Consider the following 12,959-nt stretch of genomic DNA (forward strand, 5'->3'; position numbering starts at 1 on the left):
ATGGCTAATAAAAAGTCCAACAAACTATTGTATTACCTCCTCGGAGCTGTTGTCCTGATTATCCTTTTTGCGGTCATCGGACGGACCGCCGGATGGATTGGCGGAGAAAAAGTGACCGAGGTGGAATTTGCTACTGCAAAAAAGACCACCATTGTGGAAAAAGTAAGTGCATCAGGAGAAATTCAACCCGAAGTGGAGGTCAAACTTTCCCCCGACGTAGCCGGTGAAATCATCGAGCTCAATGTACAGGAAGGGGATTCTGTGGAAGCAGGAAAACTTTTGGTCAAAATCCGCCCTGACAACTTCGTTTCCGCACTCGAGAGAAGCCGTGCCAATCTCAATCAGCAAATGGCTAACATGGCCCAAACCAAAGCTACCCTACAGCGCTCCGAAGCACAATACACTCAAGCTGAGCTCAACTTCAACAGGCAAAAATCCCTGTACGAATCCAAAGCCATTTCTGATGCGGATTTTGAAACGGCTCAGGCCAACTTCCTTTCTGCCAAAAACGATTTGGAGGCTGCCAAGCAAAATGTGGTTGCCGCAGAATTCATCATTAAAAGCTCTCAAGCCTCTGTCAACGAAGCTGCAGAAAACCTGAGGCTGACCAATGTCAATTCTCCGGTATCCGGTATTGTCTCCAGCCTTCTAGTGGAAAAAGGGGAACGGGTAGTAGGTACTCAGCAAATGGCCGGCACCGAGATGATGACCATCGCCGACCTCTCCAAAATGGAAGTGCGCGTGGATGTCAATGAAAACGACATCATCCGATTGTCCTTGGGAGACACAACGATTATCGATGTAGACGCTTACTCTTCTACAGGCAAGAAATTTAAGGGAATCGTCACCAGCATTGCCAATACCGCAAATACCAAAGCTTCTGCGGACGCAGTGACCGAATTCAAGGTAAAAATCCGAATCCTCAACAGCTCCTACCAAGATTTGGTAAAAACAGGAAACCGATATCCCTTCCGTCCCGGCATGACGGCTTCTGTTGAGATTTTGACTACTTCAAAGGACAATATCCTTTCCATTCCTTTGGCCTCTGTGACTACACGAGACAACGTACTGGATACCTTAGCCGGAGGAACCACCAAAGTGAAGGAATTGGTGTTCGTGCATGAAAATGGAAAAGCCGTGCAGCGGGTGGTTAAAACAGGAATCTCCGATTACGAAAACATAGAAATTCTAGAAGGAATCAAAGACGGAGAAGAAGTTATCTCTGGTCCATATTTCATCGTAAGCAAGCAGCTGAAAGATGGAGATTTGGTCAAAAAGATGAATGGTGCTCCGGTAGCCAAAGAGGAATAAAACCAACCTTGAACAATCAAAGCCCCCAAGATGAAAAAGATTCTTCTGGGGGCTTTTGTTTTTGGGTCTGATCAGTCCAAAGTCAATCGAACGCCGAGAAATCCCCGCATTCCCTGATTGGGAGCAAACATGTAGGTAGGGTCAAAGGTCAGTGCGTTTGGGTTGTCAGGAGTAGAGACAGCCTGCCCTGTCTCATCAAATACCACTTCTCGATCAAATGGATCAAAAGGTCTTGCAATACTATTTGCCGGAGGAGTGTAATTCAACAGATTTTTCACCCCACCATAAATCTCCCACTTTCTGCCCAGACTTTTGGTGACTTGAATATTCTGCAAACTCCACCAAGGAGAATACTCCGAGCGATCATCCAGTTCTCCCAATAGTGGAAGCCGCATTGGTCCATAAATGTTGCCGGTATAATCCACGGTGAGCTCCAAGGGATGAAAATGATAGCCAATCGTCCACACTCCGGAGAATCGCTCTGTAAGCAATTGCCTTTCCCTAACCCCTCCTTCGGTAAAAGAGACATCCATTAGGGTCACACCAGTAAGGATTTTCAGACCATTGGCCCAAAGCCCATCAAAGCTCAAACTTATCCCTTGACTTCTGGAAGTTCCGTCCAGATTGGCATAGATGATCTGATTGGGATTGGTATCATAGTCAGGGATAATCTTGTTAGAGAATTGGGTAAAAAAGGCAGAAGCATCCCAGCTGAAGTAGTTCCCTTGATCGGTATAGATCTTTTTGACCAGATTGGTATTGATATTCCAGCTTCTCTCTGGATCCAAATCCTCTTCAAAAACTACCTGACGAGCTCCAGTCAACGCCGCGTGGTCTTCCGTGAAGACATTGGCCACCCGGAAGCCATTTCCGATGGAAGTCCTCCAGATCAGGGATTGGTCCTTCGAGCTCAGTTTGTAATTGATCCGAGGAGACCAAATCCCTCCATGTACCGAATTATAGTCATATCGCAATCCCGCCAAGAGACTTTGATTGGATTTGAATTTGAACTCATTTTGGACAAAAAATCCCGGCAGATGAATCTGAACCGGATTATTTCCCTGTCCGCCTGATTCTGCTGTAGCCGGAGTATTGTCGTCATAATAGGTGTACCGATAAGCCAATCCTGTGAGCAATTGATTTTTTCCAAGGGTCTTATTCCAGGTCAGCTGTCCAAAACCAATCCGCTGATCGGCCAAGTAAAACATATCCCCGTAATAAGAATCCTGCTTATGCCCATTGGCTGAAATTTGGAGGTTGATTTCTTCTTTTACGGGCAGTTGATAATTCCCGAAAAGCTCCCATCTCCGGGTTCGGATACTTTCCCCATAGATTTCATCTCCACCTCGAAAAGCTGGTGTCCAATTGAGCTCTCCTCCCCATCGGTCCTCCTGAATGTACCTTCCGGCCAGAGAAAGCATTTTTCCGTTTCGCTGCTGAATCTGAAATTTTTGAAAGAGAGAAAATCGCTCCTGCAAAGTCAAATCCGTCAAACCATCCCCGTTGTTATCGATCGGATTGTCGTAGTAGAAGGCGTTGATGCCTGTTAAAGATTGAACGCTTTCACCCAATGAAGATCGAATCCCTAAATCCAGATTCAGTTCACCCCAAGTAGTTCCCATCACATCAGCCGAAACCAAAGGAGCATTTTCAGGCCGTTTGGTGATAATATTAATCAGCCCTGCAACTGCTTCCGAGCCATAAAGAGTGGATGCGGGCCCCTTCACCACCTCAATTCGATCAATCAGGCTTTGGGGAATTCCTGAGAGTCCATACACCGTCCCCAGACCGCTGACTAAGGGCATCCCGTCAATCAGAATCATGGTGTACGGACCTTCCAGCCCATTGATCTGAATATCTCCCGTGTAGCAGATACTGCAATTAACTTGTGGCCTAACTCCATTGATATTTTGGAAGGATTCGAAAAGGGAAGGACTTCGATTGGCTTGAAAAAAGGAGCTTTTATACACCTCCACAGGCACGGGACTGTCCTTTCTCGAAATCTCCTGTAGGGTACCACTGACCACCACCTCGTCCAACAGGGCCTCCACACCCTCTACATTGATGTCCAGTTCGAATGACTCTTTAGTGATTTCAACGATCTCTTCAAAAGCTTTCTTTCCCAAGTAACTTACCTGAATGCTGTATCGACCAACTTGGGTCAATTGCAAAGAATACCTTCCCTCCTCGTCCGTCACAGTTCCCTTACCTGTATCCTTTATGACTACAGTAGCATAAGGCAAGGGTTTTCCATCGGAATAAATCTTACCCGAAAGCAATGCTTCCTGCGCCAAAAGCCCTTTGGAAAGCAAAAAGATGAATCCTATCAGAAATGCCAGCTTTTTCATTGGTTTAGTTTTTTTCAAAAATGCAACATTATTGCATTTAAAGTAATTTTATCTCAAAATTTATATTTAGAAGAACAAAATTAGATACTTAGATTAATCTAACAAATTTGTTTTTAAGATAAATTTTCGATTTTTGGACAAAATCCCAATACATGGCATCTTCGACCGAAGAGAATTACCTCAAATCCCTTTTTAATCTGGCCAATGAGCAAGGAGAAGTGAGTATCTCTGACTTGGCACAAAACCTCCATGTATCCATGCCTACAGCCAACAGCATGGTCAAAAACCTACAAAAGCAAGGCTGGGTTGGCTATGAAAAATACAAGCCTGTAATACTCACCCAAGAGGGAAAAAAGGCAGCGGCTTTGGTTATCCGAAAGCATCGATTGACAGAAATGTTTTTGGTCAAAAAGATGGGCTTTGGCTGGGAAGAAGTGCACGAAGTAGCCGAACAGATTGAGCATATTCATGCCCCAAAATTCTTCGAGCGAATGGATGAGATGCTTGGATTTCCGACTATCGACCCTCATGGATCACCGATTCCGGATGCTCAGGGCCGTATTCAGGAGTTTTCCTATCTCCCGCTTTCATCCTGCAAAGTTGGACAGGAGGTACAGTTGACAGCACTTACCAATTCCTCCACCGAATTTTTGGAGTTTTTGAACGGGCGCGCTTTAAGACTGGGGCTAAATCTAAAAATCCACTCCAGAGAGGCCTATGACCAAAGTATGGTCGTCAGCTATGATGATCATCCTTCCGAGACCCTCAGCGAAAAAGTCTGCGAGCGATTGCTGGTGAGGGTAATCGGGAAATAAAAGGATCAAAATTGAAGTTTTAACTAGTTTATTTTTTAATACAAACACCTTTTTTAACTAAAAACACTCTTAGGAAAAGTGCTCAGAAAATATTCTAAATAGTTCAGATCAAGTAATAAAAAACTCTGGCCAACTGGAGTTTGTTTTTCTATCTGAGAAACAATGTCTTGTTTTGAATACGTTTCTCCATTTAATGACGACACCATCAAATCCTCTTCAGAGCATTGATAGCGTTTAATTGCTAATAGGATTCGGTCACTCTTTTCCAATCGGGAAATTGGATAGATCCTTTGCTCACCGTTTGCGACTTTGTCGTAATAGATAAATTCACCTGATTGTGGATTATAGCTTAGAGGTTTTCGTTTAGCCTCAGCAGCGATAGGCGGGAGGGTTATCTTTTCCATAGATTTAAAGCTAAAAAATAGCAGTTGTTCATTCTAAAACAACTGCTATTTAATTCATTAAAAACGTCTCATCGCATAGTCAGCAAATGACATATTGTAGAACAGATAAGGAAGAATCTTGGCAGTTTTGCTACCCCAAGCACTTCCGGACATAGCAGAACGCATTAAATCACGGTCTTGCATGAGCAAAGCAGCTGTAGTCGTTCCGGGAACCAATGCCATGCCTATATTAAACTGGGCAACGGTATCGGCTACTGCCTGTTGAACAGTACGGCCGAGGGCCAAACTAATGTCATATTGGGAATCAGCCTTCCAAAATAGTGTTGAGTTTGACCAAGTAAATGTGAAGTTCTCGCTATACCCCATATAGGAAACTGCCCCTTTGGTGACTGTATTTGGGCCCAAATCTCTTCCTGTTCGGCAGCTCAAAAGGTGAATAGAGCTATGGTTAACTTCTTCAGAATCATACGAACCAACTCGCATCAAACTCGAATTGCTATGGCCGGTATAATTATCATAATTGCCGTGCCCAATGCCACTTATATACACCACACGGGATTCCTTGGCTCTTGCTGCAAAATTCGTTCGGTTGTTATTTACTCCTGTTAACTTAATTACTTCAAACCCCCGACTTTCAAAGACAGGATGTACGTTGTTTATCCTATAGTTCGCTGCTTCTAGGGTAACATTGTCGGTCGTATTTTCAGAGAACAAAACTTTATTTGTAAAAAGAACCCACCTATTTTTTGGAATTATTTTCCATTCAGTCGGTACTGCGGGTAATGCTACCGCTTTTGGCATTACGAAGCGTTTGGTTGCTACCGAAACTTTACCCAACATTTGATTTAGCGTGAATTCCGCATACTTCACCTCAGCGTCAGCAATCTGCTTTCCAAAAGAGGTCTGCCTTTCTATGTGCGATATGATCTCGGCTTTGTTGTAAATACCTGCATTGATCACCCCTATTTTCAAGTCAGGTTCCAACTTAATTCGCTGAATTGCCATCTTTACCTTATTATCTAATGAGGTAAGATCAAGTCCGAACTTTGGAGGAATTTTACCTGACAAAACCTCCTTAGCATACATTAGCGAACCATCACCACGAACTCCAATTGATTTTTCTGCTGCAAACTCCGGTAAGGTAAGTTTGCCAAGTTTGATTGTTTTCATTTTGGCGCTGTATTAAAATTTATTGCCTACTGTTAGCGGTTTCGGCTATCCGTGTCAAACTAGAGTAGATAATCGTATTTATTTAAAAATTAATCAGTTACGCGAAAATTAAGTTACTCAGAACATTAATAAATTTAGAAAAATTTTAAAATATCCAATTTAAATCATCTGATTATTATGATTTGTATTGTGGAAATTTCTACAATTAAAAATTATTCATTTCGGTGAAAATAGTTGTATTAATCTATTTTTATTGTTTACAAAAGCCTCTATATGGCTCTATTTAAAAAACAAAATTAAGATCTACGGGAAAAAATAGTTCGGGTATACACAATAACGGATGTTTGACTTTGGCAAGCGTTATCTGATGCGGATATTCGTTCACGGTTCAAGTTCCATAAAGCCTGAACCGGTCCTCAAACCACTTTTTTTTCGGTAACGTCCAAGAGTTCAGGCAAGCCTACAGATTTGGACTAATTAGACAGGCTCCAGATTTTCCTGATTTTTTACATTTTCGGTAAATGAAAAACATCCTCCAAGGAGTAGTTTCAATCCATCCAAGAATCCAATCTCCTATGAGCTATCGCAACGCCCTTCTATTCCTCTTCACCGGACTCCTTCTTCCATTTCTGTCCTTTTCCCAGGACCGAGTCACCGGAAAAACCTTCACCACAAGATCAGAGGTCATTGCCCAAAATGGCATGGCTGCTACTGCCCAGCCTTTGGCAACCCAAGTGGCCTTGGATATCCTGAAAAAAGGAGGAACAGCCATGGACGCAGCCATCGCTGCCAATGCCATGCTGGGACTCGTGGAACCGAACGGTTGCGGAATTGGTGGGGATGTTTTTGCCATCATCTGGGATGCCAAAACCCAAAAACTCTATGGTTTCAACGGCAGCGGTCGGGCACCAGAACTCCTGACCATGGACGTTTTCAAAGAAAAAGGATTGAGAAATGTGCCCTTGTTGGGTCCGCTCCCTGTATCAGTGCCAGGATGTGTAGATGGCTGGTTTGAGATGCACGGGAGATTCGGAAAACTCCCCATGGCTGAAATCCTCCAACCGGCTATTGACTACGCCAATAACGGCTTTCCAGTCACCGAGGTGATTGCTTGGCAGATGAGCGGTATGGTAGACCAAATGAAGGACATTCCCGGATTTCGTCAGACCTATATGCCCAATGGGCAAACCACACCGAAGAAAGGTGAAGTCTTCAAAAATCCGGATTTGGGCAGAACCTATTCCCTGATCGCAAAGGAAGGCCGCTCGGCTTTCTATGAGGGAGAAATCGCCCGAACCATCGACCGATTTATGAAAGAAAATGGAGGCTATCTCCGTTACGAAGACCTGCAAAAGCATAGATCGGAATGGGTGGAGCCAGTCTATACCAATTACCGGGGCTATGATGTGTGGGAACTCCCGCCCAACGGACAAGGCATCGCCGTCCTACAAATGCTGAATATTCTCGAAGGTTTCGATATCAAATCCATGGGTTTTGGAAGTGTAGAATACCTACACGTACTGACCGAAGCGAAAAAATTGGCTTTTGAGGACCGGGCCAAATTCTACGCCGATCCGGAATTCAATCAAATTCCGGTGGAGACCCTGATTTCCAAGGAATATGCTGCAGAGCGTCGCAAATTGATTGATCTCAACAAGGCTGCCCTCTCCTATCCTGCCGGAGAAATCGAAAAAGGAAACACCACCTATCTCACTGTGGCGGACAAGGATGGAAATATGGTGTCCTTTATTCAGAGCATTTACGATGAGTTTGGATCAGGCATGGTCCCTGATGGATTGGGCTTTGTGCTGCAAAACCGCGGTCAGCAGTTCAATGTCCAGGATCCCGATCATTGGAATTCACTAGCCAAAGGCAAGCGTCCATTTCATACGATTATTCCCGCATTTGTCACGAAAGACGGTAAGCCTTACATCAGTTTTGGATTGATGGGCGGCTCGGTACAGCCTCAGGGTCATACTCAGATCGTAGTCAATCTGATTGACTTCGGCATGAATCTGCAGGAGGCTGGAGATGCTCCACGAATGCGACACAATGGAAGTTCCGAACCTACTGGTTCTAAAATGACCAATGGAGGTTCCCTGAATCTGGAAAGCGGGTTTTCCTACGAAGTCATCCGCCAATTGGAGGAAATGGGCCATCGGGTCGAGTTTAGTGTAGGGCCCTATGGAGGCTATCAGGCTATCCTCTTCGATGCCATCAACAAAGTCTACATCGGCGCCTCTGAATCCCGGAAGGACGGGCAAGCAGCGGGGTATTAAGTTTCTTTAGGCTCCTCTGGATTTTAAACCCTGAAATAGGTACTCAAGGTTACTAACTTCGAGGAAGTTATTTACAACTTTGTATGAAAGCTTGGAAAGTTTGAATGAGAGCACTATGAATTGTAGTTAGCATTTGGTAATATCGTTTTTATACTTGACTAGAAATTTATTGAAGTATAACCAAAAATCACTTCTTTTCAGAGCTATCAGAAATGACTTATATTGACTGTGTATGAATAGCCTCCAAGAATTTTATAATACTCTGGATGTGTCTGACTTTGATAAGTCAAACGAAGGAGAAATATGCGACAGATTAAAACAACTAACCAACCTTCTTTCTTCTAAAAAAAGCAAAGATGCTGGGCTTTCTGAGCTTGAAAGAGAAGCTTTTTCTATTCAAAAATCATTTGATTACAAAAACGAACCCGGGAATGGGAAAGTTGCAGGCCTCAGCTGGCAATTCAGTGGGACACAGACACTAGAAAACGGAGAGGTTATTCCTTTCTATTGGCCCAATGTAGCTGCTTATTCCATTAACGAATTCAACTATTTCGAGGAAAGATTTAGAAATTGCAGGAACCAATATGCCAAAGCCGAGTATGGGTTACTAGTTTATTTTGGTAAAATGACTGATTTTTCAAATCATAAAACTTTTAAGAGCCATTTATATCAAAATTTATTTGATCTAGCCAAAAGATATTTTGAGAAGGTTAATTCACAGGAAAATCCAAAGGGTTATACTTTATATTTTTTCGATTCAGTCGAAAAAGCTCTAAAAATTGCTATCGAAGCAAAGCTTGAAGGCGAATTAAAACAAATACTAAATTACGTTTTAAACAGGCTTTATGATTGGGATATAAGAAAACCGGGGACATTGAGAGTCGTTTCAGACCTGGTTGGAATAATTGTTCAAAACATAAATTGGTTTAAAAAAGCTGAATCCGACTTTGACAAGGTGATCGAAAAATGCTTTGAAGCAGCCGAACACCTAAAAAACCACAATAAATGGGGATCTATTTCTGTATTGAGCTTATGTATTAGTCTCCAAAAGAAGTTGCAAAAACCAACAGAAAGTTATATAGCAAAAAAAGCCAACCTTTATGAGGAATTAGCTGACGAAGCCGAAAAGGCAGGGAATAACTCTGCTGTGTCCCTTGTTGAGGATTCGATTCGGCTATTCAAGCAGGTAAAGTCCAAATCAGACTTGGATAGACTTCAACGGAAATATGCACACCTAAGAGGGAAATTTAAGCTCGGCAAATTCAGTCAGGAACTTGAAAGTGAAGCGACCCGCGACCTTTTGAGAAGGATCAAAGAATCTGTCTCCATATCCAATGAACAGGAGATCATAGGATTGTTAATCAGGTGTCCCTGGTACCCTTCATTGGAAATGGCACGCCAAATGTCAGAGGAGAGTGCAAACAAGAGTGTTTTTCTGACGCTTATACCGACTGTTGTACTGGATAAGTTTGGAAATACTATTGAACGGTTTACTTCAGACGCGGAGAAAATCGAACACAACTTTTTATCAACCTATGGATTCAACTTCCAAATTGGGACCCAGACCTTGGTTAGGTTTTTTTGGGAGGCTTTTCATGCAAAAAAATTAAGCTTCGAATCGATCCTGGGCCATCTGGAATCGACTTGGTTAAACGAAGAAATAGAAAGAAACTATTATGGTCAGGCGGCGAAGATCAAGCCACTTGATATTTTAAAACCGCCGATCAAGTATTTCTTTGTTGAGTTGGAAAGGTACCGATTAGATAATTCTTACAACCCGGATATAGTAACGGTTATCGACAGCTTGACTTTGAAAATTGAAGGATTGATTCGATACTTCGTCGAAAGGCTTGGAATCCCAACATTCAAGTTTAAAGATTCAATTGCAATAGAAAAGCTTTTGGACGACCTATTGGCAGATTTAGCACACATGCCGGAAGGAAATCCAGATCAAAAGACAAATTTCGATGAAGATGATCGATTCTTGATCAAATATGTAATGACATCAAAATCAGGATACAATCTACGCAATAAGGTAGCACATTGCTTATTGGATGTGGATGAATATAGTTTGGGTTTTGTTATAGTTTTACTTTGCATAATTCTTAAATTAACAAAGTATAAGTTCATCAAGAGGGATTGAAACCATGGAAGCAGAAGCAATCGTCAATGAACCAGTTACACCTTACGTTAAAAAATCCTGGTTTGCAACTGGTTTAGCTATTGATATTAATTCTAATGTGATTAGGATTGATGAATCTACAATGTATGTTAAGCCAAATTCCCTAAATATGGAGTTTCTAAAGCCTCACAACCAAAAGAGTAAGGTGTCCGCGCTTAGAGGGAAAATGAAAAAACTGACAGAGGAACAAATAGATAGAAGAATAGAAGAGCTAAGAAGTGAATGGAAAGGGGATTTTTGATCGACACCAGCGCTGCAATTAAATTTTTAAACGAATCGTTTCCAATTGAATCACTTCATTTTCTTGATAGGATATTGGATCGGGAATGTATTATTTCCTGCATTACCCAAATCGAACTCTTGGTCTGGGAACAAAATGCTCAAGAAGCTAATATTTTGAATGATTTTGTTTCAGCCGCCGAAGTTCTTGGGATTGATCATTCCGTGATTAAGACGACAATCGAAATACGTAAAAGATTCAAAATCAAAATCCCAGATGCTCTGATTGCCGCTACGGCGATTGCGAATGATTTAACTCTAATTGGGGACAATGATAAAGACTTCCGGAGAGTAGAAGCATTAGGATTAAGGTACCTTAATCCCAAGACTGATTTTCAATCATGACCCGTCTCACCTAAATTCAAATGAATTCTTTTCAGGTAACCTTTTCTAGTATTTGGGATAATTGTATTTGTTTGAGAAGAGTGTAAGCTCCTCCATATTTGCAATTTGAAGGTCCTATCTCCGGATTTTAAATCCGAGGGTAAAGTTCGCCTCTTCAGGGCTCTTCACTGCATTCCGATTGGACCTAGCCCTAAATTGAATTTGGGGCTAGGAACAACCGCCCTTCAGGGCTGAAAATAAAACCCAGAATTCAAGATACTTGATTTGCCTTTTTCGGCGGAAAGGCTTGGTTTTTTTTAATTAATCAATAGTCCAAGTCAGGAGACTTGAATCATTCTAAATCCTTGGTCCCAAACAACTTGCCGGTCTTCAAAAGCAGACAGGCTTGACCCATTAAATGACCTAAAGGAAAACGAAAAACAAAATTTTTCAATTTCACCTAAATATTCCCTAACTTATTTTCGTTTAAAAACCTACACGAACTTCCACTCCATGAAAATCCGGTCATTTTTTTTCGCAAGTTTGGTAAGTCTGAGCTTGATTTCCTGCCAACCTGAGGAAGAGGAACTCTTTTATGAATCCTGTGAGGGCTTTGATTTTTCCATCCCCGCCCGTGATTGGATGTTGCTCACTCCCGGACCTGAATATTCCGTCCGCAGTGGGCAAAAAACCAGAAAAATTGAGTCAAATTATACCATTACCGAACCCTACACCGTGGAGTCCGATCCGGAACAGGTTCAATTAGGCCAAAGCAGGTGTGGAGGGGTTTATCTGGCCACCCATCGAGCAGAAGACCATGCCTTCAGTTTTTCCAATAAAGTCGGCTATGGAAAAACATCCGGATTGGGATTGATGGAAGTATATTTTCTACAAATGGGCTTTCGGATGGAGATTGTCAATGACACACTCGTCGGCAAAAGAATTAACCCTACCGTCGAAGACTCTGAGGATTATCTTTATGAAAATTTTCCCACCCTTCGGATCGGAGAAAAACAATACAACAACGTATTCAAAATCAGTCAATTCAATCCTTCTGCACAGCCCCAGGAAATCTACCTGGCTAAGCGCTTGGGATTGGTGGCATTTACCATGAGAGACAGTCTGTGGATTATAGAATAAATTCTAATTTTAACCAGCAGGCTTATCTTTCAATCAACTTCAAATCCATGAGGCCTTACTCCAAAGTCCTTGTTTCCATTTTTCTGCTGGCCTTCTCGGGATGTATTTCAGAGAAAGACAAACTAGTGGTCAAAAACTGTGAGGCCTTTGACTTCAGCATTCAGGAGAGTAATTGGATCCTTTTTCCAGAAGGAAGATCTTATTCTTTTCGAAGCGGGGATAAGATCCTGAGGCTCAATTCGGAATACAACATCTCCGAGCCCTACACCTTGGAATATGAAAGAAGGTCAATTTTTGCTCTTTTCCCGGATGGTCAGGTAAGGGATTGCTTTGCCAGCTACACTTCTAGCCATACCACTGAAGACCGATCCTTGGTAATACTCAACACAATTGGCTATCAAAATTCCAAGGAGCAGCCTTCCATCAGTGTCTTGTTTGATTCCACTGCGGTGCAAATGAGGATTGTCAATGACACTTTGGTTGGAAACCGAACCCGTCATACCAAATGGGATTTCGAAGAATTAACCTATGAAAACATCACTTCCCTGACACTGGGAGGAATGGTTTATAATGACATTTTCAAGATCAGCCAAGCCAATCCGAATGTCCAGCCTCAGGAAATCTACTTAGCCAAGCGTCTGGGATTGATTGCTTTTGTGAAAAATGACAGTTTGTGGATTCGGGAATAAGTCGGTTCCCATTGATCG

The 12,959-nt window shown here is 42.3% G+C and carries 11 protein-coding genes; 8 read left to right on the top strand and 3 right to left on the bottom strand.

Annotated features, from left to right (window positions below):
- Positions 1 to 1,311: an efflux RND transporter periplasmic adaptor subunit gene (locus AAA943_RS00935; protein WP_338222364.1), complete on the top strand. Its 1,311-nt coding sequence runs from the start codon at positions 1 to 3 to the stop codon at positions 1,309 to 1,311.
- A 71-nt stretch (positions 1,312 to 1,382) separates the two neighbouring features.
- Here AAA943_RS00935 and AAA943_RS00940 read toward each other — a convergent pair whose 3' ends face one another.
- Positions 1,383 to 3,659, bottom strand: a complete 2,277-nt coding sequence (locus AAA943_RS00940) for a TonB-dependent receptor (protein WP_338222365.1) — start codon at positions 3,657 to 3,659, stop codon at positions 1,383 to 1,385.
- 152 nt (positions 3,660 to 3,811) lie between these two features.
- Between AAA943_RS00940 and AAA943_RS00945 the strand changes: the two genes are divergently transcribed.
- On the top strand, positions 3,812 to 4,474 hold the full coding sequence (locus AAA943_RS00945) for a metal-dependent transcriptional regulator (protein ID WP_338222366.1): 663 nt from the start codon (positions 3,812 to 3,814) through the stop codon (positions 4,472 to 4,474).
- Positions 4,475 to 4,527: 53 nt separating this feature from the next.
- Here AAA943_RS00945 and AAA943_RS00950 read toward each other — a convergent pair whose 3' ends face one another.
- Positions 4,528 to 4,878, bottom strand: a complete 351-nt coding sequence (locus tag AAA943_RS00950; RefSeq protein WP_338222367.1) for a hypothetical protein — start codon at positions 4,876 to 4,878, stop codon at positions 4,528 to 4,530.
- A 57-nt stretch (positions 4,879 to 4,935) separates the two neighbouring features.
- Positions 4,936 to 6,048, bottom strand: coding sequence for a hypothetical protein (locus AAA943_RS00955; protein ID WP_338222368.1), 1,113 nt, complete (start codon positions 6,046 to 6,048; stop codon positions 4,936 to 4,938).
- A 575-nt stretch (positions 6,049 to 6,623) separates the two neighbouring features.
- On the opposite strand from AAA943_RS00955, the gene ggt reads away from it, so the two are divergent.
- The 6 genes from ggt to AAA943_RS00985 all read left to right on the top strand — a co-directional run bounded on the left by ggt (position 6,624) and on the right by AAA943_RS00985 (position 12,941).
- Positions 6,624 to 8,327 (top strand): gamma-glutamyltransferase, encoded by a 1,704-nt coding sequence (gene ggt, locus AAA943_RS00960; protein WP_338222688.1) that lies wholly within the window; start codon positions 6,624 to 6,626, stop codon positions 8,325 to 8,327.
- 232 nt (positions 8,328 to 8,559) lie between these two features.
- Entirely contained in the window at positions 8,560 to 10,470 is a 1,911-nt protein-coding gene (locus tag AAA943_RS00965; protein ID WP_338222369.1) for a DUF4209 domain-containing protein, read from the top strand.
- Positions 10,471 to 10,474: 4 nt separating this feature from the next.
- Positions 10,475 to 10,750, top strand: coding sequence for a hypothetical protein (locus tag AAA943_RS00970; RefSeq protein WP_338222370.1), 276 nt, complete (start codon positions 10,475 to 10,477; stop codon positions 10,748 to 10,750).
- Entirely contained in the window at positions 10,732 to 11,133 is a 402-nt protein-coding gene (locus AAA943_RS00975; protein WP_338222371.1) for a type II toxin-antitoxin system VapC family toxin, read from the top strand. Before AAA943_RS00970 ends, AAA943_RS00975 begins: the two co-directional genes overlap by 19 nt.
- A 492-nt stretch (positions 11,134 to 11,625) precedes the next feature.
- Entirely contained in the window at positions 11,626 to 12,252 is a 627-nt protein-coding gene (locus AAA943_RS00980; RefSeq protein ID WP_338222372.1) for a hypothetical protein, read from the top strand.
- A gap of 47 nt (positions 12,253 to 12,299) precedes the next feature.
- Positions 12,300 to 12,941 (top strand): hypothetical protein, encoded by a 642-nt coding sequence (locus AAA943_RS00985; protein WP_338222373.1) that lies wholly within the window; start codon positions 12,300 to 12,302, stop codon positions 12,939 to 12,941.
- Positions 12,942 to 12,959: the final 18 nt, after the last annotated feature.

This window comes from Algoriphagus confluentis (genome assembly GCF_036245625.1).
In the GTDB taxonomy this organism is placed as follows: Bacteria; Bacteroidota; Bacteroidia; order Cytophagales; family Cyclobacteriaceae; genus Algoriphagus; species Algoriphagus confluentis.

Coding starts and splice junctions, on each gene's coding strand:
- AAA943_RS00950 (WP_338222367.1), bottom strand. CDS start 4,878: ATGGAAAAGATAACCCTCCCGCCTATCGCTGCTGAGGCTAAACGAAAA.
- AAA943_RS00935 (WP_338222364.1), top strand. CDS start 1: ATGGCTAATAAAAAGTCCAACAAACTATTGTATTACCTCCTCGGAGCT.
- AAA943_RS00970 (WP_338222370.1), top strand. CDS start 10,475: ATGGAAGCAGAAGCAATCGTCAATGAACCAGTTACACCTTACGTTAAA.
- AAA943_RS00955 (WP_338222368.1), bottom strand. CDS start 6,048: ATGAAAACAATCAAACTTGGCAAACTTACCTTACCGGAGTTTGCAGCA.
- AAA943_RS00985 (WP_338222373.1), top strand. CDS start 12,300: ATGAGGCCTTACTCCAAAGTCCTTGTTTCCATTTTTCTGCTGGCCTTC.
- ggt (WP_338222688.1), top strand. CDS start 6,624: ATGAGCTATCGCAACGCCCTTCTATTCCTCTTCACCGGACTCCTTCTT.
- AAA943_RS00940 (WP_338222365.1), bottom strand. CDS start 3,659: ATGAAAAAGCTGGCATTTCTGATAGGATTCATCTTTTTGCTTTCCAAA.
- AAA943_RS00965 (WP_338222369.1), top strand. CDS start 8,560: ATGAATAGCCTCCAAGAATTTTATAATACTCTGGATGTGTCTGACTTT.
- AAA943_RS00945 (WP_338222366.1), top strand. CDS start 3,812: ATGGCATCTTCGACCGAAGAGAATTACCTCAAATCCCTTTTTAATCTG.
- AAA943_RS00975 (WP_338222371.1), top strand. CDS start 10,732: ATGGAAAGGGGATTTTTGATCGACACCAGCGCTGCAATTAAATTTTTA.
- AAA943_RS00980 (WP_338222372.1), top strand. CDS start 11,626: ATGAAAATCCGGTCATTTTTTTTCGCAAGTTTGGTAAGTCTGAGCTTG.